This window comes from Saccharothrix sp. NRRL B-16348 (genome assembly GCF_001280085.1).
GTDB lineage: Bacteria > Actinomycetota > Actinomycetes > Mycobacteriales > Pseudonocardiaceae > Actinosynnema.
On sequence record NZ_LGED01000001.1, the window covers coordinates 86,882 to 105,958 of the forward strand.

The window sequence follows — 19,077 nt, forward strand, 5'->3', positions numbered from 1 at the left end:
ACGTGCGGGAACGCGGGTTGTTGGTGGCGAGCGTGCTCGCCGCGGTCGTGGTGACGGTCGCGACGACCGCCGTGCTGATCCTGGTCGACCCGAGGCAGCCGAAGGCGGAGGCGATCAAGACCGGCGGGCTGGCCGGCGGCGCGATCGTCGCCCTGTACGCGCTGTGGCTCAACGACCGGCGGCGGCGCACCGAGGAGGCGCGGCACAACCTGGAGCACGAGAAGGTCGCCGACGAGCGGTTCGCGCGGGCCGTCGAGCTGCTCGGCAACGAGGCCGACCAGGTCAGGGTGGGTGCGATGCACGTGCTCGCGGGCCTGGCCCACACCACGCCGCGCTACAAGCAGACCGTGCTGAGCGTGCTGTGCGCGTACCTGCGGCGGCCGTTCGAGCACGCGTCGATCGAGAAGAAGCCCGAGGACCCCGACCAGGCGTTCTTCGGTGAGAAGCGCAAGGTGGCGCCGGAGGAGGACCACGAGATGACGGTCCGGATGACGGCGCAACGGCTCATCACGGACATGCTGCCCTGGGGCGACGACCCCGACGACAAGCCGTACCAGCTGGACCTGACCGGGGCGAAGCTCGTGCACTTCCGGCTGGAGGGCCGCCGGTTCGGCCGGCTGGTCGCCCGGCGCGCCCAGTTCTACGGGATCACCGCGTTCCGGGAGGTCGAGCTGGTCAAGCCCGCGTTGTTCTCCGGCGCCACCTTCCACGGCCGGGTGGACGTCCGGGACGGGAAGTTCGACGGCGGCATCTCGTTCCAGGACACCACGTTCAAGGGCGAGGTCAACGTCACCGGGGCCAGGGTCGGCACGTTCCTGCACGTGTCGCCGGAACCGCCGCAACCGCAGGTCGGCGCGCTCGAAGTGCGGGCGGGCACCGCGTTCCGCAACGACCCGGCCGGCTGGGCGCTAACCGGCGACGGGCAGGCCCCGGCCCGCCTCCAGGACCATGTCCAGCAGGACTGACGCGGCGGCGCTCACCGTCGGCGCGGTGACCACGGCGGTCTCGGCGGTCGGCGCGTCGACCAGCTCCACGAACCGCGCGCGGGTCTGCTTCGCCGCGAACGACGCGGGCACCAGCGCCACGCCGAGGCCGAAGCCGACGAAGTCCAGCAGCGAGTGCACGTCGTTGACCTCGACCGCGACCTTCCGGTCCACGCCGGCGGTGGCCAGCGCGCGGTCCACGTCGTCGCGCGTGCCCCAGCCGGGGTTGAAGTCCACGAACGGCTGACCGGCCAGCTCGGCGAGCCGCACCGACCCCCGTTCGGCGAACGGCAGCTCCGGCGCGCACGCCAGCACCAGCGGCTCGCTGGACAGGGTGGACACCGACAGGTCGTCGCCCACCCCGCCGGAGGTGACGAACGCGAGGTCCAGCCGGCCGGCGCGGACCAGGTCGACCAGCTCGCCCGAGCCGGCCTGGCGCAGCCGCAGCTCGACGCCGGGGTGCAGCTCGTGGAACCGGGCCAGCACCGCGGGCAGGTGCACGGCGTGCAGGCACTGGATGCTGCCGACGGCCAGCGAGCCGCGCAGCAGCCCCTGCACGGCGGCCACCGCGTCCCGCGCGGCGTCGATCGTGCCGAGCACGCGCCGTGCCTCGACCAGCAGCGCGCGTCCGGCCTGGGTCAGCTCGACCTGGCGGGTGCTGCGCACGAACAGCGGCGCGCCCAGCTCGACCTCCAGCGCCCGGATCGACGCGGATAGACCCGATTGGGCGACGTGCATGCGCCGGGCGGCACGGGTGAAGTGGCACTCCTCGGCCACGGCCACGAAGTACTCGAGCTGGCGCAGTTCCACGATTCATCACCCGTACTGCTGAATGGCATCAGCTTCTTCTGTTGGACAGCTTAATGCCTACCGCCCAAGCTGGAGACGCACAACCGCGACACACGGAGGTATGCCAACCATGCTGACTCGCCGAATCGGAGGAGTCGAGGTCAGCGCCATCGGCCTGGGCGCGATGCCGATGTCGCTCGAAGGCCGCCCCGACCGCGCCCGGTCGATCGCGACGATCCGCGCCGCCGTGGACAAGGGCGTCACGCTGATCGACACGGCCGACGCGTACTCGGCCGACCACAGCGACTTCGGGCACAACGAGGAGCTGATCGCCGAGGCGCTGAAGGGCGTCGACGGCGTCCTGGTCGCCACCAAGGGCGGCCACACCCGCACCCCCGGCGGCGGCTGGGCGCTCGACGGGCGGCCGGAGTACCTGAAGGCGGCGTGCGACGCGTCGTTGCGCCGGCTCGGCGTGGACGCGATCGACCTCTACCAGTTCCACCGGCCCGACCCGGCGGTGCCGACCGCCGAGTCCGTCGGCGCGCTGGCCGAGCTGCTGGAGGCGGGCAAGATCAAGCTCGCCGGCGTGTCCAACTTCGACCCGGCGCAGATCCGGGAGGCCGACGAGATCCTGGGCGGCCGGCTGGCGAGCGTGCAGAACCAGTTCTCGCCCGCGTTCCGGTCCAGCGAACCGGAGCTGGAGCTGTGCGCCGAGCTGGACATCGCGTTCCTGCCGTGGAGCCCGCTGGGCGGCATCGGCTCGGCCGGTCGGCTCGGGGAGCGGTTCGCCGTGTTCGCCGAGGTCGGCCGCGCGCACGGGGTGAGCCCGCAGCAGGTGTGCCTGGCGTGGATGCTCGCCAAGGCGCCGCAGGTCGTGCCGATCCCGGGCTCGTCGCGGCCGGAGAGCATCGCCGACTCGGCCGACGCGGTGCACCTGCGGCTGTCGGACGAGGAGTTGAAGCGCCTGGACGGGTGACGCCTGCAGATGCGGCGGCGGACGTCCGGCCTGACGATCTAGGCCGGACGTACCAGCACTGCCGACCGAATGGGGGCGTTGATGGCGACGCACACCCGGCTGCGCACCTTGATCACCCGACTGGGTGTCCTCACGATCACGTTGGCGATCGTGCCGGCGCCCGTCGCCGAAGCGCTGCCCGAGGGTTCCGCGGACCACTTCGCGGGCTCGCAGATCGCGAAGCACGAGGCGGGGGACCACGCCGCGCGACACCGGCCGCGGTCCGAGGGCTCCGTGCCCGGCATGGACGTCAGCAGCCACCAGGGTGACGTGGACTGGCCCAAGGCGTGGGCGGACGGGGCGCGGTTCGCCTACGTCAAGGCGACCGAGGGCACCGGGTACCGCAACCCGAAGTTCGCCCAGCAGTACAACGGCTCCTACGCCGTCGGCATGATCCGCGGCGCGTACCACTTCGCGCTGCCGGACCGGTCGGACGGCGCGGCGCAGGCCGACTTCTTCGCGTCCAACGGCGGCGGCTGGTCGCGTGACGGCAAGACCCTGCCGGGCGCGGTCGACTTGGAGTACAACCCGTACGGCGACACGTGCTACGGCCTGAGCCAGGCCGAGATGGGCGCGTGGGTGCGCGCGTTCAGCGACCGCTTCGTCCAGCGGACCGGCAGGCACCCGGCCATCTACACGTCCACGAGCTGGTGGAACCGGTGCGTCGGCGAGGCGGACACGTTCGGCGACACGAGCCCGCTGTGGGTGGCGCACTACGCCGACGTGCTCGGGCCCCTGCCGCACGGGTGGGACTACGAGACGATCTGGCAGTGGCAGGCGGCCGGGCTGTTCCCCGGCGACCAGAACCTGTTCAACGGCAACGACGAGCAGTTGCTCAGGGTGGCTCTGGGGTAGTCGGCGTTGCTCCGTTTTCGTGACTAATTAACACAAACCTTGGTGAATTGGTTAGCCGTGCAGCACACTGCCCAACGAGTCAACTCCCTGCACTGGCTCGAGGAGTCCCCCATGAACAACCTCGCACGCACCACCACCGCTCTCCTGACCGCCGTCGGACTCGCCGTGCTCGGCTTAGCCGCGCCCGGGTCGACCCACACCGCCCAGGCCGCGCCCGTCGTCGAAGACCACGCCATGGGTTCGCAGATCGCCAAGCACGAAGGCCGCGGCGACCGGCGCGTCGTCATCCCGACCGACCCGAGCGCCCAGGCCGTCGTGTACGGCATCGACGTCAGCGGGCACCAGGGCAACGTCGACTGGAACTACTGGTGGGGCCAGGGCAAGCGGTTCGCCTACGTCAAGGCCACCGAGAGCACGACCTACCGCAACCCGTACTTCGCCCAGCAGTACAACGGGTCCTACAACGTCGGCATGATCCGCGGCGCGTACCACTTCGCGCTGCCGGACCGCTCCGCCGGCGCCACCCAGGCCGACTACTTCGTCAACAACGGCGGCGGCTGGTCCCGGGACGGCAAGACCCTGCCCGGCGCGCTGGACATGGAGTACAACCCCTACGGATCGACGTGCTACGGGCTGTCCAAGGCGAGCATGACGTCGTGGATCAAGTCGTTCAGCGACCGCTACCAGGCCCGCACCGGCCGCTGGCCGGTCATCTACACGTCCACGAGCTGGTGGAACCAGTGCGTGAGCGGCGACTTCAGCTCCACCAACCCGCTGTGGGTCGCGCGCTACTCGTCCACCGTCGGCACCCTGCCCTACGCGTGGCCGTTCTACACGTTCTGGCAGTACTCGTCGTCGCCGATCGACCAGAACCTGTTCAACGGCGCCTACGACCGGCTCCAGGCACTGGCCAACGGCTGATCACGAGGGTGGTCGGCCGGGGTCTCCGCACCCCGGCCGACCACTCACTTCTCCCACACGGTGACCCGCCCCCTGATCACGTTGGCGTCGATGCCGAGCACCTCGATCCGGAACACCCGGCCTTCCGGCGTCCGACCGCAGACGTGACTGCCGGCGACCAGCCCGGTGGCGTCGCTCTTACCGGCCGCGGAGACCTTCTCCGCGCACTCCCCGTAGCCGGGCGTCGCGTCGGACGGCCACTCCACCAGCAGGATCGGGTCGTCGGCGTAGAGGCGCGACTCCTGGATCCGGTAGACGTTGTGCTCCGGCAGGTTGCGCGGCTGCTGGTAGTCGAGATTGAAGTCGCCGAACGCCAGCTCACCGGAGAAGCGGACGGCGTGGTCACCCGGGCCCGCGGGCGTCCCCGGCCGGGGAACGGCGGCGGTGGTCGTGATCGGGACGTCGACCGGCGGACGCGGTGTGGCCGAGGGGGCGCCGGGCGACGTGGCGGGGCTGCCCGATCCGGACGGCGCGCCGGACGTCGTGGCGCCGGGCGACGTGCTCGCGGTGGCCTGCACCGTGTCGGTCTCGGTCACCGTGCTGACGACCGTCTGAGTCAGCGTGTGGTCGGACCCGCCTGACAGCGCCTGCGCCGGCCCGAACGCGAAGATCAACCCGGCCACCGTGCCCGCCCCGCCGAGCGCGGTGCCCACGGCGGTCACCCACTGGTGCCTCAGTCGGGTTAATCGCCGCTTCGGCTTGGCGGGCACGGCGGTTTTCTCCGGCTCGGTGGCACCGGGTCTGTCGGCAGGCGCGTCGTCGGTCATGCGAGTCCTCCGCTGTGGTCGCGTCGGACAGCCCTCGTGCCGTGGTAGCTGTCCGTGATGGTGAGGGGCCCGACTCTCACCATCAGCCGAAGAACAGGCAACCGGATGGCGGAACGGTTCACTGATCGTGACCGGATCGCGTCTTCCACAGCTCTCACGCCGCACAAAGCGGAAGTCGGCCGAGTGCGCTGTGCACCCGGCCGACCTCGGTACCGCTCGTGCGTTCTAGTCGAACAGCGCCGGGAGGGTGCCCTCCCAGGCTTCGCGCAGCTCGGCCAGCGGCAGCGAGCCCAGCTCCTGGATCTCCAGCGCGTCGGACTCCGGGTCCACCACGCCGACCTTCCGCCACGGCAGGCCGCGCGCCGTGCACATGTCGGTGAAGCGCAGCTCCTCCGTGCGCGGCACGGCCACCAGCACGCGGGCCGTCGACTCGCTGAACAGCTCGGTGAACAGGTCGCCCTCGAGGAACACCCGTGCGCCGACCTCGCCGATCAGGCACGTCTCCACCAGCGCCTGCGCCAGGCCGCCGTCGGACAGGTCGTGCGCGGCGGACAGCATGCCGTCGCGCGAACCGGCCACCAGCACCTCGCCCAGCAGCTTCTCCCGCGCCAGGTCCACCTTCGGCGGCAGGCCGCCCAGGTGCCCGTGCACGACGTGCGCCCACTCCGAGCCGCCGAACTCCTCGCGCGTCTCGCCGAGCAGCAGCAGCGTCTCGCCCGCCTCCGCGCCGATGCCGGTCGGGATGCGGCGGCGGACGTCGTCGATCACGCCGAGCACGCCCACCACCGGCGTCGGCAGGATCGCCGTCGAACCGGTCTGGTTGTAGAAGCTGACGTTGCCGCCGGTCACCGGGATGCCCAGCTCGACGCACCCGTCCGCGAGACCCTTCACGGCCTGCTCGAACTGCCACATCACCGCCGGGTCCTCCGGCGAGCCGAAGTTCAGGCAGTTCGTGACCGCGACCGGCGTCGCGCCCGTGGTGGCCACGTTCCGGTACGCCTCGGCCAGCGCCAACTGGGCGCCCGCGTACGGGTCCAGCTTGGTGTAGCGGCCGTTGCAGTCCGTGGACAGCGCCACGCCCCGGTTCGTCGACTCGTCGATCCGGATCATGCCCGAGTCGGCGGGCTGCGCGAGCACCGTGCCGCCGCGCACGTACCGGTCGTACTGCTGGGTCACCCACCGCTTCGACGCCAGGTTCGGCGACGCCGCCATGCTCTTGATCAACGGCAGCAGGTCGTCCCGCGCGGGACGGGGCAGCCGGTCCGGCAGGTCGGCCTGCAGCGCGTCCTGGTCGGCCGGGCGCACGATCGGCCGGTCGTACACCGGGCCCTCGTGCGCCACCGTGCGCGGCGGCACGTCCAGCACGACCTCGTCGTGCCACGTGATCACCAGCCGGTCGCCCTCGGTGACCTCGCCGATCTCGGTCGCGATGACGTCCCACTTCGCGCAGACCGCCATGAACGCGTCCAGGTCCTCCGGCCGCACGACCGCGCACATGCGCTCCTGCGACTCGCTGGACAGGATCTCCGCCGGCGTCATGCCCGTGGCCCGCAGCGGCACCCGCTCCAGGTGGACGCGCATGCCACCGTCACCGGCGCTGGCCAGCTCCGACGTCGCGCACGCCAGGCCCGCGCCGCCCAAGTCCTGGATGCCGACGACGATGCGCTCGGCGAACAGCTCCAGGCAGCACTCGATCAGCACCTTCTCGGTGAACGGGTCGCCGACCTGCACGCTGGGCAGCTTCTTGCGCTTGCCCGCGCCCGCCGAGTCGTCGAACGTCTCGCTCGCCAGCACCGACACGCCGCCGATGCCGTCCAGGCCCGTGCGGGCGCCGAACAGGATGACCTTGTTGCCGGTGCCCGAGGCGTGCGCCAGGTGCAGGTCCTCGACCCGCATCGCACCCACGCACAGGGCGTTGACCAGCGGGTTGCCCGCGTAGGTCGCGTCGAACACGACCTCGCCGCCGATGTTGGGCAGGCCGAGGCAGTTGCCGTAGCCGCCGACGCCGGCCACGATGCCAGGCAGCACGCGGCGGGTGTCCGGCGCGTCGGCCGGACCGAACCGCAGCGGGTCCATCACGGCCAGCGGACGCGCGCCCATCGCGAGGATGTCGCGCACGATGCCGCCGACGCCCGTCGCCGCGCCCTGGTACGGCTCGACGTAGGACGGGTGGTTGTGGCTCTCCGCCTTGAACGTGATCGCCCAGCCGTCGCCGATGTCGACCACGCCCGCGTTCTCGCCGATGCCCGCGAGCATCTTCTCGCGCATCTCGTCGGTGGTCGTCTCGGAGAAGTACTTCAGGTGCACCTTGGACGACTTGTAGGAGCAGTGCTCGCTCCACATCACCGAGTACATGGCCAGCTCGGCGTCCGTGGGGCGGCGGCCCAGGATGTCCTTGATGCGGGCGTACTCGTCGTCCTTCAGGCCCAGCTCCTTGTAGGGCTGCTCCTGGTCGGGCGTGTTCTCGGCGTTCTTGACGGTGTCGACGGTCATCAGGCCTTCACCACCGAATCGACGAGGGACAGGAACATGCCGAGGCCGTCGTCGGTCGGCCCGGTGAGCGCGTCGATCGCGTGCTCGGGGTGCGGCATCAGACCGACGACCCGGCCGTTGGCGCTGGTGATGCCCGCGATGTCGTTGCGCGAGCCGTTCGGGTTCTCGCCGACGTAGCGGAACACCACCCGGCCCTCGCCCTCCAGCTCGTCCAGAGTGGACCGGTCGGCCTGGTAGCCGCCCTCGCCGGACTTGAGCGGGACGAGGATCTCGGCGCCCTGGTCGTAGCGGGACGTCCAGGCGGTCGAGTTGTTCTCGACCTTCAGCCACTGGTCGCGGCACACGAAGTGCAGCTTGTGGTTGCGGATGAGCGCGCCGGGCAGCAGGTGGGCCTCGCACAGGATCTGGAAGCCGTTGCAGATGCCGAGGACCGGCATGCCCTTCTTCGCCGCGTCGACCACTTCCTGCATGACCGGGGCGAACCGGGCGATCGCACCGCAGCGCAGGTAGTCGCCGTAGGAGAACCCACCGGGCACGATGACCGCGTCGACGTCCTTCAGGTCGTGGTCGGCGTGCCAGAGCTTGACCGCCTCCCCGCCCGCATACCGGACCGCGCGCTCGGCGTCGACGTCGTCCAGCGTGCCGGGGAACGTGATGACCCCGACCCTCATGCCTCTACCCGCCTCACGACCCAGTCCTCGATCACGGGGTTGGCGAGGAATGTCTCGGCGATCTTGGCGAGCGTGGCGTCGTCGACGTCGTCGGCGACCTCCAGCTCGAAGTGCTTGCCCTGGCGGACACTGGTGATTCCGTCGAACCCGAGACGGGGCAGCGCGTTGGCCACCGCCTGTCCTTGCGGGTCGAGGATTTCGGGCTTCGGCATGACGTCGACGACGACTCGGGCCACGACAGGCTGCTCCAAGCTAGGAGGGCTGGCGGTACTCGCGGAGCCTACCTGACCTGTGTGTTCATCAACTTCGCACGTGGCGGGCAGCACACGTTCACCTCGAATCACCCGATCGTGATGCGGCGTTTCGGGACCGGCTCCTGCTAACCTGATCTCGCCAAGGCCCCGTAGGCCGAGGAAGTGAGCACGGCACCCGTCCGGACGGTCGGCGGCCGTGCTTCGCGCTTTCTCAGGCCAATCGAGCCGGATCACCGGGGCGACACGACGCGTCCAGTCACACCCGCGCCGACTGTCGAGCACGAGTCGCCGAGCACCGATGTGGAGAAGGTCATCCACCAGCCGGGACAGGATCGACTCCAGTTCCAGGGCCGATTCACTCGGCGCTAAGTTGGAATTCCGACGCATTCCTTCGCTAAGGCAGAACAGCCGAGGCCGATAGGCCGAGGAAGTGAGCACGGTCCCCTCCGGACGGTCGGGCGGCCGTGCTTCGCCACTTTCCGGCCAAGTCCGAGGCGTTCGCTATGGGCGGACGTGGTGGCGGGCGCGGGCGTGGCACCGCAGGGTGGGGATCATGCGCATCCTGGTGCTCGGCGGAACGGTGTTCCTCAGCAAGGCGACGGCCGCCGAAGCGGTGCGGCGGGGGCACGAGGTGGTCTGCGCGGCACGCGGGGAGTCCGGTCGGGTGCCCGACGGCGCGGTGCTCGTGCCGGTCGACCGGGACGTCGACCTGGGGCCGCTCGAAGGCGCGCACTTCGACGCCGTGGTGGACGTGGCCAAGATGTCGGTCACCTGGGTCCGCCGGGCGTTGAGATCCGTGACCGCCGACCACTGGACGTTCGTCTCCAGCTGCTCCGTCTACGCCGACCACTCCGTCCCCGGCACGACGGCCACCCTGGACCCGCTGGAGGACGACCCGGACGCCCCGATGTCGTCGGACCGCTACGGCGCGATCAAGGTCGCCGGTGAGCACGCCGTCCGCGACGCCGTCGGCGACCGCGCCTTCATCGTCCGCGCCGGCCTCATCACCGGCCCCGGCGACCCGAGCGACCGGTTCGGGTACTGGCCGGGCCGGTTGTCCCAGGGCGGCCGGGTCGCCGTGCCCGACGCGCCCGACCAGCCCGCGCAGCACGTCGACGTGCGCGACCTCGCCGCCTGGATCGTGGACGCCGCCGAGCACCGCACCACCGGCACCTACGACGCGATCGGGCCGGCCAACCCGTTGTCGCTGGTCCTGGGCGAGATCGCGGGGGCCGTCGCGCCGCCGGGCACGGTGCTCGTCCGCGTGCCCCAGCCCGTCCTCCAGCGGCACGGGGTCGAGCCGTGGACGGGGCCGAGGTCGTTGCCGCTGTGGCTGCCGCCGACGCACCGGGCGATGATGTTCCGCGACGCGGGCCCCGCGCTGGCCGCCGGGCTGCGGGTCCGGCCCACGGCCGAGACGGCGGTGGACGCGTTGGCGTACGAGCGGACCCTCGGCCTGGACCGCGGCCGACGCGCGGGCCTGCCGCCGGACGTGGAGGACGCGCTGCTGCACGACGTGGGCTGAGCGACCGGCCGCGGACCGGAGTAGAACTTCTCCTCGGGGACCGGATGAGAGGAGCGCTCATGCTGATCGCCCACTTCGGGCACTCGTGCCTGCTGGTCGACACCGGCGCGGCACGGCTGCTGTTCGACCCCGGCGTTTACTCGTCCGGTTTCGAGGTGGTCGACGGCCTCGACGCGATCCTGGTCACGCACGAGCACCGCGACCACGTCGACCCCGGCAAGCTGGCCGGTGTCCGCGCGGCCAACCCCGACGCGCGCCTGGTCGCCCCGTTCGACCTGGAGGGCGCCGAGATCGTCAAGCCCGGTGACGCCCTGGAGTTCGGCGGCACGGTCGTCAGCGTCCTCGACGCGCCGCACGAGGTGATCCACGACCAGATCGAGCTGCCGGTGAACGTCGGCTACCTGGTCGACCACGGCGCGTTCTACCACCCCGGCGACTCGCTGACCGTGCCCGAGCAGCGCGTCGACGTCCTCGGCCTGCCCACGGCCGCGCCCTGGATGAAGGTCTCCGACGCGGCGGACTTCCTGGCGAAGGTCGGCCCGCGCAAGGCCGTCCCGATCCACGAGGCGATCCTGGCGCAGACCGAGGTCTTCTACCGCGTCCTGGTCGGCACCGCGCCCGACGGCGTCGAGGTCGTCGTGCTGCCCCGGGGCGAGGCGGTCGAGCTGTAGGTCGTGGGCGACGCGCCGTGGTGCAGGGCCAGGTCGACGGCCTCCAGCAGCGCCTCGCGCGGCCCCAGCCGGTCGAGGTCCGCCGCGTCGACGCCGATCCGCACGAGCCCGCCGCGCCGCGCCGCCCGGCCGACGCCGAGCAGGTAGCTCCAGTGCTCGCCGACCATCCGCACCCGGCCCACCCGGACGTCGCCGGTGCGCAGGTCGCGCACGCCCGCCATGTCGGCGCACACCGCGAACCGGTGCCGGCGCAGTGCGACCACCGTGCCCGGTGACGCGAGCCAGCCAGGCGGCGCGAACAGGTTCGTCGCGAGCCCCAACCGCGCCACCGCGGCACGCGCGGCGACCAGCCGCAACCCCGCCTCGTGCGCGGGCAGCGCGGAGAACTCGGCACGGCGGCGCAGCGACACGGCCCGGCGCGTCGGGTCCGGCTGGTGGTCGAAACCGTGCAGGACCAGCGCGTCACCGCCGGCCACGCGACGCCGCACCCAGCTCAGCGCCTCACCGGGCACGGCCTTGCGCGGCGCGAGGAGCAGCGACAACGGCACCCGCCGCCGGTCGAGCTCGGCGGCGAGGTCGGCGCACCGGGCGAGCGTGCTCGGCCCGATGCCGGACAGCGAAACCACGAGTTCGGCGACCATGCCACCCAGTGCGCCGCACCGGCGTGTCGCCCGCTCTAAGACGAGGTGACGGCAGGATGCGGAGCCGGCGAACTATTCCGCGCCGGGCCAGTCCGCGAACGAACGACCGGTGATCCGCTCGTACGCGTCGACGTACCGCGAACGGGTGGCGGCGACCACGTCGTCGGGCAGCGGTGGCGGCGGGGTGTCGGACGCCCGGTCCCAGCCGGAGGCGGGCGAGGTCAGCCAGTCGCGCACGTACTGCTTGTCGAACGACGGCTGCACGCGCCCCGGCTCGTACCCCTCCAGCGGCCAGTACCGCGACGAGTCCGGCGTCAGCACCTCGTCGCCGAGCACCAGCGCGCCCGACCGGTCCAGCCCGAACTCGAACTTCGTGTCCGCCAGGATCACGCCGCGCGACCGGGCGAACTCACGCGCCGCGCCGTACACCTCCAGCGTGACGTCACGCAGCCGGGCGGCCAGCGAGGCGCCCACCTCCGCCTCGACGTGCGCGAACGACACGTTCTCATCGTGCGCGCCGAGTTCCGCCTTGGTCGCCGGCGTGAAGATCGGCGGCGTCAGCTCCGACGCCTCCACCAGCCCGGACGGCAGGTCGACGCCGCACACCGACCCGGTCTGCCGGTACTCGGCCATGCCCGACCCGGTGAGGTAGCCGCGGGCCACGCACTCCACCTGGACCATGTCCAGCCGGCGCACGAGCAGCGCCCGGCCGCGCACCTCGGCGGGGATGCGCGGGTCGTCCCACGCCACCAGGTGGTTGGGCGCCAGGTCGGCGAACCGCTCGAACCAGAACACGCTCATCGCGGTGAGCACCCGTCCCTTGTCGGGGATCGGGGTGGTCAGCACGTGGTCGAAGGCGGAGATCCGGTCGGACGCCACGAACAGCAGCAGGTCGTCGTCCACCTCGTGGATCTGACGGACCTTGCCTGCGGCGACCTGGCGGTAGTCAGCGAGCTTGGGCACGGCCGAAGCGTACTTGTCCCAGCTCATGGGCGGCCCTTCCCACCTGCGGCAAGATTCCTCCCATGCGCGCACCCGGACTGATACTCGCCGTGACCACCGTCCTCGCGGTCGCCTGCGCCCCCGCGGACGAGACCGCGACGCCGACCAACCAGGTGGACGGCGTGGCCTGCACGAAGGACAAGCTGCCGACCCTCACCCAGGGCAAGATCACGTTCGGCACGGACCAGCCGGCGTACGAGCCGTGGTTCGTGGACGACGACCCGACCAACGGCAAGGGCTTCGAGTCCGCCATCGCCTACGCGCTGGCCGACGAGCTCGGCTACGCGAAGACCGACGTGGTGTGGACGCGGGTGCCGTTCAACGCGGCCATCCAGCCCGGCCGCAAGACCTACGACATGGACCTGAACGAGTTCTCGATCACCGAGGAGCGCAAGCAGGCCGTCGACTTCTCCGCGCCGTACTACGACGTGGACCAGGCCGTGATCACGCTGAACTCGTCCAAGGCCGCGTCGGTCAAGACGCAGGCCGAGCTGAAGCAGGTCAAGATCGGCGCGCAGGTCGGCACGACGAGCTTCGACGCCGCCCAGCGCCTGCAGCCGGAGCAGGACGTCGCGGTCTACAACACCAACGACGACGCCAAGGCCGCGTTGCGCGCCGGGCAGATCGACGCGCTGGTGGTGGACCTGCCGACCGCGTTCTACATCACGTCCGCGGAGCTGGAGGACGGGCTGATCGTCGGCCAGATCCCGGCGGGCGACGGCAAGCCCGAGCAGTTCGGCATCGTGCTGGACAAGGGCAGCGCGCTCACCCCGTGCGTCTCGACGGCCGTCGAGAACCTGCGCGCCGACGGCACGCTGGCCAAGATCGAGCAGGAGTGGCTGTCGTCCGCGGGCACCGCACCCGAGCTGAAGTGACGAGCGAGCTGCAACGGGAGCGCTTGGCGTACAAGCGTTCCCGTTCGCGGCGGTCAACGCTGGTCGCCCTGCTGTCGACCGCCGTGTTCGCCGTCGCGGTCGGGGTCACCGTCGCCCGCGCGCCCGGCTGGCCACGCGTGCGGCAGTCGTTCTTCAACGTGGAGATCGCGTGGCGCTCGCTGCCGTCGATCCTCGAAGGGCTCTGGCTGAACCTGCGCGTGCTGGCGGTGTGCGGGGTGCTGATCCTGGTGCTGGCGCTGGTCGTGGCGGCGATGCGCACGCTGCGCGGCCCGGTGTGGTTCCCGCTGCGCGCGCTGGCGACGGTGTACGTGGACCTGTTCCGCGGCCTGCCGCTGATCATCCTGCTGTACCTGGTCGGGTTCGGCCTGCCCGCGTTGCGGCTGACCGGCGTGCCGAACGACTTCGTCGTGCTGGGCGGCGCGGCGCTCGTGCTCGCGTACACCGCGTACGTGGCGGAGGTGTTCCGCGCGGGCATCGAATCGGTCCACCCGTCGCAGGTCGCGGCGGCCCGGTCGCTCGGGCTGGGGCCGGGCAAGACGTTGCGGCTGGTCGTGCTGCCGCAGGCGGTGCGGCGGGTGATGCCCGCGCTGCTGAACGACTTCGTGGCGCTGCAGAAGGACTGCGGGCTGATCTCCGTGCTCGGCGCGGTGGACGCGGTGCGCGCGGCGCAGATCGAGCAGGCCCGGGCGTTCAACTTCACCCCGTACGTGGTGGCGGGGCTGCTGTTCGTGCTGCTCGCGGCGCCGACGGCGCGGTTCGCCGACGCGTTGGGCCGCCGGCTGGAACGCCGTCAGGGGGGACGATGACCGAACCGGTGCTCAGCGTGCGCGGCGTCGTGAAGCGGTACGGCGACCACGTCGTGCTGGACGGGGTCAGCCTCGACGTGCACGAGCACGAGGTCGTCACCGTGATCGGGTCGTCGGGGTCGGGCAAGTCGACCCTGCTGCGGTGCGTGAACCTGCTGGAGGAGCTGGACGACGGCCAGGTGCTGCTCGACGGCCTGGACGTGTCCGACCCGAGGGTGGACGCCGACGTGGCGCGGCGCGGCATGGGCATCGTGTTCCAGGCGTTCAACCTGTTCCCGCACATGAGCGTGCTGGACAACGTCACCCTCGCGCCGCGCGTGGTGCACGGCGTGCCGCGCGACGAGGCCGAGCGCAACGCCCTCGACCTGCTCGAACGGGTCGGTCTCGGTGACCGCGCCCGCAGCTACCCGGAGCGGCTGTCCGGCGGGCAGCAGCAGCGGGTGGCGATCGCGCGGGCGTTGGCCTACTCGCCGCGGCTGCTGCTGCTCGACGAGATCACCAGCGCGTTGGACCCGGAACTCGTCGGCGAGGTGTTGGCGCTGGTCAGGGAGCTGGCCGTCAGTGGTCGGACGATCTTGATGGCGACCCACGAGATGGGGTTCGCCCGGCAGGTCGCCGACCGCGTGGTGTTCCTCGACGGCGGCAGGCTGGTCGAGTCCGGACCGCCCGAGCAGGTGCTCGGCGAGCCCGTGCACCCGCGCACCCGGCAGTTCCTCCGGCGGATCATCGAGGCGGGCCGCCTCTAGGCCGGTCGGGAGACTCCACTTGGGGTATCGGACGAGTGACCCCTACTCTGCTTGGCGTGGTCCATCGGAAGGCGTTTGCAGCGCCCGTCGCGGCGAGCGGCGGGCTGCTCCTGCTGCTGTTCACCGGCGCGTGCGCGAAGCCGTCGGCGAGTCCGGAGCCGGTGGTGCTCCCGACGATGTCCAGCTCGGCGCCGGTGACCTCGATCCCGGCGGTCGCGAACATCTCGGTCCGCCCGGCGGCCACCACCACCACGCCGCCGCCACCACCGACGGTCGCCGCGACGACCGAACCTCCGCCGCCGCCTCCGGTGCAGGTCCAGCCCCCGCCGAAGCCGACGGCCGAGCCGACGACGACCCCGCCCCGGTTCGACCAGGTGGCCCTGGAGGGCTTCCCGTGCGACGAGGAGGGCGCGACCGCGGTCGACCCGGCCGGTCGCGACCTGGTGTGCGAACGCACCCGCCGAGGCCGCCTGGTCTGGGATAAGGCCTGAATGCCGCTGCTCCGCAGACGGCAGCGAGGTCGCGCGGTGGTCCTGGTCGCGACGAGCGGTCAGGGGACCGAGCGGGTCAGAGGATCGGCTCGGGCACGTAGCCGGCGGCGGCCGGGTACTTCGCCACCACGTCCTCGACCTGCCGCACCACGTCCGCGACCTGGTACTCGGCCACGCCGGTGAACGACAGGCGGTCGGCCAGCAGGCCGTCCAGGGCGGCGCGGTCCAGCGGCAGGCGGTCGTCGGCGGCGAACCGGTCCAGCAGGTCGTTCTCGGCCAGGCCCTGCTCGCGCATGGCCAGCGCCACCGCGACCGAGTGCTCCTTGATGACCTCGTGCGCGGTCTCCCGGCCGACGCCCGCGCGGATCGCCGCCATCAGCACCTTCGTGGTCCCCAGGAACGGCAGGTAGCGGTCCAGCTCGCGGGCGACGACCGCCGGGTACGCGCCGAACTCGTCCAGCACCGTGATGAACGTCTCCAGCAGCCCGTCGAAGGCGAAGAACGCGTCCGGCAGCGCGACCCGGCGCACCACCGAGCACGACACGTCGCCCTCGTTCCACTGGTCGCCCGCCAGCTCGCCGACCATGGACAGGTAGCCGCGCAGGATGACCGCGAAGCCGTTGACCCGCTCGCACGACCGGGTGTTCATCTTGTGCGGCATCGCGCTGGAGCCGACCTGGCCCGCCTTGAAGCCCTCGGTGACCAGCTCGTGGCCCGCCATCAGCCGGATCGTCTTGGCCAGCGACGACGGTCCCGCGGCCAGCTGCACGAGGGTGGACAGCACGTCGAAGTCCAGCGACCGCGGGTAGACCTGGCCGACGCTGGTCAGCACGGTCGTGAAGCCCAGGTGGCCCGCGACGCTCCGCTCCAGCTCGACCAGCTTGTCCCGGTCGCCGCCGAGCAGGTCGAGCATGTCCTGCGCGGTGCCGACCGGGCCCTTGACGCCGCGCAGCGGGTAGCGCGCGATCAGCTCGTCCAGCCGGCGGAACGCGGCCAGCAGCTCGTCCGCGGCGGTGGCGAAGCGCTTGCCGAGCGTGGTGGCCTGGGCGGCGACGTTGTGCGAACGGCCCGCCATCACCAGGTCGGTGTGCTCGGCGGCACGGCGGGCGAGGCGCGCCAGCACGGCCGCCGCCTTGCCGCGCACGTGCTCGAGCGACCGCAGCACCTGCAGCTGCTCGACGTTCTCGGTGAGGTCGCGCGAGGTCATGCCCTTGTGCACGTGCTCGTGCCCGGCCAGCGCGTTGAACTCCTCGATGCGCGCCTTCACGTCGTGCCGGGTGACGCGCTCGCGCTCGGCGATGGACGCCAGGTCGACCTGCTCGACCACCCGCTCGTAGTCCGCGACGGCCTCGGCGGGCACGTCGATGCCGAGCTCGGCCTGCGCCTTCAGCACGGCGAGCCACAGCCGCCGCTCCAGCACGATCTTGTGCTCGGCGGACCACAGGGTGGCCAGCTCGGTGGAGGCGTAGCGACCGGCGAGGACATTGGCGATGCGGGGCTTGACCGTCACGTGACCAGCTTATTTCGCCCGGACGGGCGGCCGGACGCCGGGGAGCGTCAGAGCAGCTCCACCCTCGGGTCGGTGGCCAGCGCCGCCAACTGGTCGTACGTCAGCGCGACCTTCTCCGGCAGCACGCCCTCCGCGGGCGGCTGGTAGCCGAAGGCGCGGACCTCCACCACCGAGCCGTCGAGGCGGAAGTGCGCCACGGTGTGCATGACGCCCTTCGGGTCCGGGAGGGTGGTCGTCCGCCAGGACGACGTCACCGTGCTGCCGTCCCCTTGCCGGATCGGGCCCTCGCACCCGGCTTCGTCGCAGAACCTCTCCTGGGTCATCCCCGACGAGGGCGGGGCGAGCCGCACCATCACCCTGCTGGCGCCCACGCCGTCGTGGAAGCTCAGCAACGCGTAGAGGTGTCCTGAGCCGATGTCGACCACCTCGGCCGACACCACCTTCGCGGCGGGCGCGACCTCGGGGAACCTCTTGCTCAGGTACGCCGAGAGGTAGGCCTTGGCGCCCGCCATGGACGTGGTGGCGGGCGGCTTCTCGATCGTGGACGACGGTGTCGTGGCCGGAGCCGGGGTCTGGCTCGCCGGCGGCGACGCCGTGGTCGTCAGCACGGACCCGCTCGCCGCGTCGACGCCCCGCCGCTGGTCCACCACGCCGGGCAGGGCCAGCACCGTGCCGGTGAGGGCGAGCGTCGCCACCGCCACGGCCACCAGCGCGCGACGGCGCCTGCGCACGTGCTGGGCGCGTCGGATCAGCTCGTCGGCGTCGAAGTCCAACGGCGGCTCGTCGCCGACCGCGGCCCGCAAACCCTCCCGCAGGTCTGCCTCGCTCATGACGCCACCACCGCCCCTCGCTCCAGTTCCTCCACGGCCGCGCGCAGCGCCGAGAGCCCACGTGCCGTCTGGCTCTTGACCGTGCCCTCGGTGCACCCCATCGCCACCGCGACCTCGCTCACCGGCAGGTCCTCGAAGTACCTCAGCACCAGCACGGCCCGCTGACGCGGCGGCACCCGCAGCAACCCCGCCTGCACCAGGTCGCGCGCCCACAACTGCTCCCCCGCCCGTTCCGGGTCGGCCGCGGCGTCGGCGACGTCGGGCACCTCGCCGTCCCGCTGCTCGGCCCGCCGCCACGGTCTGCGCTTCTCGTCCAGCCACGTGCGCAGCAGCACCTTGCGGGCGTACCCGGAGGCGTTGTCCCGCCACTCGATCCGGGGCCACGCCTGGTACAGCTTGAGCAGGCTGGCCTGCATCAGGTCCTCGGCCGTGTGCCAGTCGCCGCAGAACAGGTACGCGGTGCGCCGCAGCGAAGCGGCGTGGCTCACCGCGAACTCACGGAAGCCCTGCTCTTCGGCCTTGCGCATGCGATCCGGTCCCCTTCCGCGCTCCACCCTCTTCCACGCGGCGGGGTTCAGCGGGGTTGCATCGCCTTGCCGAGCATCCGCCGAGCGGCCGCCCTGGGGTCCGGGCTGATCTCGATGAGCGCGTTCACCACGGCCCCGTCGACCAGCGCGATCAGTTCTTCGACGCGTTCCCGGCTGACCGGCTGACCGGCCCGGGCGAAGATGTCGAACAGCAGGGAGTGCAGCTCGCCGGACATCCTGCGCATCAACGGCCGCAGGTAGGGCCGCCTGCCCGTGGCGACCAGGCGTTCGTAGCGCAGCAGCACGGCTTCGGCGTCGCGGTTGCCGGACGGCCCGAGCAGCAGGTCGAGCACCAGCTCGACGAACGCGTCGCCGCCGCACTCGGCCGGGTCCAGCTCGTCCAGCCTGGCCTTGCCGTAGGCCAGCTCGGCGTTGCCCTGGAACTCCAGGGCCGCGGTCACCAGCTCGTCGAGCGAGTCGAAGTAGTACGTGGTGGAGGCCAGCGGCAGGCCGGCGCGCTCGGCGACGGCGCGGTGCCGGATCGCGTCGAAGCCGCCGTCGACCAGGAGGCCGGCGGCGGCTTCGACCAGCGCCTGGCGCCGGCGTTCGCCCTTCGGCGTTGCGGCTGTCATTGCAGGGAAGGTA

At 71.8% G+C, this 19,077-nt stretch carries 21 protein-coding genes; 10 read left to right on the forward strand and 11 right to left on the reverse strand.

Annotation, left to right across the window (positions count from 1 at the left end):
* Positions 1-2: 2 nt before the first annotated feature.
* Positions 3-965 (forward strand): pentapeptide repeat-containing protein, encoded by a 963-nt coding sequence (locus ADK67_RS00420; RefSeq protein ID WP_053714315.1) that lies wholly within the window; start codon positions 3-5, stop codon positions 963-965.
* Here ADK67_RS00420 and ADK67_RS00425 read toward each other — a convergent pair.
* The gene (locus tag ADK67_RS00425; protein WP_053714316.1) at positions 909-1,793 is read right to left on the reverse strand and encodes a LysR family transcriptional regulator; all 885 of its coding nucleotides are present in this window, start codon (positions 1,791-1,793) and stop codon (positions 909-911) included. The two genes, ADK67_RS00420 and ADK67_RS00425, sit on opposite strands and share 57 nt — an antisense overlap.
* A 109-nt stretch (positions 1,794-1,902) precedes the next feature.
* On the opposite strand from ADK67_RS00425, the gene ADK67_RS00430 reads away from it, so the two are divergent.
* The 3 genes from ADK67_RS00430 (at position 1,903) to ADK67_RS00440 (ending at position 4,563) form a co-directional block, all read left to right on the forward strand.
* Positions 1,903-2,748: an aldo/keto reductase gene (locus ADK67_RS00430; protein WP_053714317.1), complete on the forward strand. Its 846-nt coding sequence runs from the start codon at positions 1,903-1,905 to the stop codon at positions 2,746-2,748.
* A gap of 81 nt (positions 2,749-2,829) precedes the next feature.
* Entirely contained in the window at positions 2,830-3,642 is an 813-nt protein-coding gene (locus ADK67_RS00435; RefSeq protein ID WP_053714659.1) for a lysozyme, read from the forward strand.
* A 111-nt stretch (positions 3,643-3,753) separates the two neighbouring features.
* Positions 3,754-4,563, forward strand: coding sequence for a lysozyme (locus tag ADK67_RS00440; protein WP_082403119.1), 810 nt, complete (start codon positions 3,754-3,756; stop codon positions 4,561-4,563).
* Between the two features lie 44 nt (positions 4,564-4,607).
* Here the strand turns inward: ADK67_RS00440 and ADK67_RS00445 are convergent, their stop codons facing one another.
* From ADK67_RS00445 to purS, 4 genes are all read right to left on the reverse strand, one after another.
* Positions 4,608-5,369 (reverse strand): hypothetical protein, encoded by a 762-nt coding sequence (locus tag ADK67_RS00445; protein WP_053714318.1) that lies wholly within the window; start codon positions 5,367-5,369, stop codon positions 4,608-4,610.
* 225 nt (positions 5,370-5,594) lie between these two features.
* Positions 5,595-7,862 carry a phosphoribosylformylglycinamidine synthase subunit PurL gene (gene purL / locus ADK67_RS00450; protein WP_053714319.1) on the reverse strand — a complete coding sequence of 756 codons (2,268 nt, stop codon included), beginning with the start codon at positions 7,860-7,862 and terminating at the stop codon, positions 5,595-5,597.
* A complete protein-coding gene (purQ, locus tag ADK67_RS00455; protein ID WP_053714320.1) occupies positions 7,862-8,533 on the reverse strand; it encodes a phosphoribosylformylglycinamidine synthase subunit PurQ in 672 nt (223 codons plus the stop codon). The genes purL and purQ overlap by 1 nt, the downstream gene beginning before the upstream one ends.
* Positions 8,530-8,769, reverse strand: a complete 240-nt coding sequence (gene purS, locus ADK67_RS00460; RefSeq protein ID WP_033428368.1) for a phosphoribosylformylglycinamidine synthase subunit PurS — start codon at positions 8,767-8,769, stop codon at positions 8,530-8,532. The genes purQ and purS overlap by 4 nt, the downstream gene beginning before the upstream one ends.
* Positions 8,770-9,340: 571 nt before the next feature.
* Here purS and ADK67_RS00465 point away from each other — a divergent pair.
* A complete protein-coding gene (locus ADK67_RS00465; RefSeq protein WP_053714661.1) occupies positions 9,341-10,312 on the forward strand; it encodes an NAD-dependent epimerase/dehydratase family protein in 972 nt (323 codons plus the stop codon).
* Positions 10,313-10,371: 59 nt separating this feature from the next.
* Positions 10,372-10,983, forward strand: a complete 612-nt coding sequence (locus tag ADK67_RS00470; protein ID WP_053714321.1) for an MBL fold metallo-hydrolase — start codon at positions 10,372-10,374, stop codon at positions 10,981-10,983.
* On the opposite strand, the gene ADK67_RS00475 is transcribed toward ADK67_RS00470, so the two are convergent.
* Together ADK67_RS00475 and ADK67_RS00480 are read right to left on the reverse strand one after the other, a co-directional pair.
* Positions 10,905-11,624 (reverse strand): DUF2334 domain-containing protein, encoded by a 720-nt coding sequence (locus ADK67_RS00475; protein WP_053714322.1) that lies wholly within the window; start codon positions 11,622-11,624, stop codon positions 10,905-10,907. The two genes, ADK67_RS00470 and ADK67_RS00475, sit on opposite strands and share 79 nt — an antisense overlap.
* Before the next feature lie 72 nt (positions 11,625-11,696).
* Positions 11,697-12,587: a phosphoribosylaminoimidazolesuccinocarboxamide synthase gene (locus ADK67_RS00480; protein ID WP_157619831.1), complete on the reverse strand. Its 891-nt coding sequence runs from the start codon at positions 12,585-12,587 to the stop codon at positions 11,697-11,699.
* Between the two features lie 62 nt (positions 12,588-12,649).
* Here ADK67_RS00480 and ADK67_RS00485 point away from each other — a divergent pair, with 62 nt between their 5' ends.
* From ADK67_RS00485 to ADK67_RS00500, 4 genes are read left to right on the forward strand one after another with little or no spacing between them, the layout of a single operon-like run.
* Positions 12,650-13,501 (forward strand): ABC transporter substrate-binding protein, encoded by an 852-nt coding sequence (locus tag ADK67_RS00485; protein WP_053714324.1) that lies wholly within the window; start codon positions 12,650-12,652, stop codon positions 13,499-13,501.
* A complete protein-coding gene (locus ADK67_RS00490; protein ID WP_231647954.1) occupies positions 13,498-14,328 on the forward strand; it encodes an amino acid ABC transporter permease in 831 nt (276 codons plus the stop codon). Before ADK67_RS00485 ends, ADK67_RS00490 begins: the two co-directional genes overlap by 4 nt.
* Positions 14,325-15,074, forward strand: a complete 750-nt coding sequence (locus ADK67_RS00495; protein WP_053714326.1) for an amino acid ABC transporter ATP-binding protein — start codon at positions 14,325-14,327, stop codon at positions 15,072-15,074. Before ADK67_RS00490 ends, ADK67_RS00495 begins: the two co-directional genes overlap by 4 nt.
* A 56-nt stretch (positions 15,075-15,130) precedes the next feature.
* A complete protein-coding gene (locus ADK67_RS00500) occupies positions 15,131-15,565 on the forward strand; it encodes a hypothetical protein (RefSeq protein ID WP_053714327.1) in 435 nt (144 codons plus the stop codon).
* Between the two features lie 76 nt (positions 15,566-15,641).
* Here ADK67_RS00500 and purB read toward each other — a convergent pair whose 3' ends face one another.
* Genes purB through ADK67_RS00520 form a run of 4 tightly spaced genes read right to left on the reverse strand, consistent with a single transcriptional unit; the run spans position 15,642 to position 19,064 of the window.
* Positions 15,642-17,075 carry an adenylosuccinate lyase gene (gene purB / locus ADK67_RS00505; RefSeq protein WP_053714328.1) on the reverse strand — a complete coding sequence of 478 codons (1,434 nt, stop codon included), beginning with the start codon at positions 17,073-17,075 and terminating at the stop codon, positions 15,642-15,644.
* Positions 17,076-17,122: 47 nt separating this feature from the next.
* Positions 17,123-17,905, reverse strand: a complete 783-nt coding sequence (locus tag ADK67_RS00510; protein WP_053714329.1) for a hypothetical protein — start codon at positions 17,903-17,905, stop codon at positions 17,123-17,125.
* The gene (locus tag ADK67_RS00515) at positions 17,902-18,432 is read right to left on the reverse strand and encodes an RNA polymerase sigma factor (protein WP_053714330.1); all 531 of its coding nucleotides are present in this window, start codon (positions 18,430-18,432) and stop codon (positions 17,902-17,904) included. The genes ADK67_RS00510 and ADK67_RS00515 overlap by 4 nt, the downstream gene beginning before the upstream one ends.
* Before the next feature lie 47 nt (positions 18,433-18,479).
* A complete protein-coding gene (locus tag ADK67_RS00520) occupies positions 18,480-19,064 on the reverse strand; it encodes a TetR/AcrR family transcriptional regulator (protein WP_053714331.1) in 585 nt (194 codons plus the stop codon).
* Positions 19,065-19,077: the final 13 nt, after the last annotated feature.

What these genes read in the sequence shown, in the direction of transcription:
- ADK67_RS00430 (WP_053714317.1), top strand. Translation starts at nt 1,903, where the DNA reads ATGCTGACTCGCCGAATCGGAGGAGTCGAGGTCAGCGCCATCGGCCTG.
- ADK67_RS00435 (WP_053714659.1), top strand. Translation starts at nt 2,830, where the DNA reads ATGGCGACGCACACCCGGCTGCGCACCTTGATCACCCGACTGGGTGTC.
- ADK67_RS00440 (WP_082403119.1), top strand. Translation starts at nt 3,754, where the DNA reads ATGAACAACCTCGCACGCACCACCACCGCTCTCCTGACCGCCGTCGGA.
- ADK67_RS00445 (WP_053714318.1), bottom strand. Translation starts at nt 5,369, where the DNA reads ATGACCGACGACGCGCCTGCCGACAGACCCGGTGCCACCGAGCCGGAG.
- purL (WP_053714319.1), bottom strand. Translation starts at nt 7,862, where the DNA reads ATGACCGTCGACACCGTCAAGAACGCCGAGAACACGCCCGACCAGGAG.
- purQ (WP_053714320.1), bottom strand. Translation starts at nt 8,533, where the DNA reads ATGAGGGTCGGGGTCATCACGTTCCCCGGCACGCTGGACGACGTCGAC.
- ADK67_RS00465 (WP_053714661.1), top strand. Translation starts at nt 9,341, where the DNA reads ATGCGCATCCTGGTGCTCGGCGGAACGGTGTTCCTCAGCAAGGCGACG.
- ADK67_RS00470 (WP_053714321.1), top strand. Translation starts at nt 10,372, where the DNA reads ATGCTGATCGCCCACTTCGGGCACTCGTGCCTGCTGGTCGACACCGGC.
- ADK67_RS00475 (WP_053714322.1), bottom strand. Translation starts at nt 11,624, where the DNA reads ATGGTCGCCGAACTCGTGGTTTCGCTGTCCGGCATCGGGCCGAGCACG.
- ADK67_RS00485 (WP_053714324.1), top strand. Translation starts at nt 12,650, where the DNA reads ATGCGCGCACCCGGACTGATACTCGCCGTGACCACCGTCCTCGCGGTC.
- ADK67_RS00495 (WP_053714326.1), top strand. Translation starts at nt 14,325, where the DNA reads ATGACCGAACCGGTGCTCAGCGTGCGCGGCGTCGTGAAGCGGTACGGC.
- ADK67_RS00510 (WP_053714329.1), bottom strand. Translation starts at nt 17,905, where the DNA reads ATGAGCGAGGCAGACCTGCGGGAGGGTTTGCGGGCCGCGGTCGGCGAC.
- ADK67_RS00515 (WP_053714330.1), bottom strand. Translation starts at nt 18,432, where the DNA reads ATGCGCAAGGCCGAAGAGCAGGGCTTCCGTGAGTTCGCGGTGAGCCAC.
- ADK67_RS00520 (WP_053714331.1), bottom strand. Translation starts at nt 19,064, where the DNA reads ATGACAGCCGCAACGCCGAAGGGCGAACGCCGGCGCCAGGCGCTGGTC.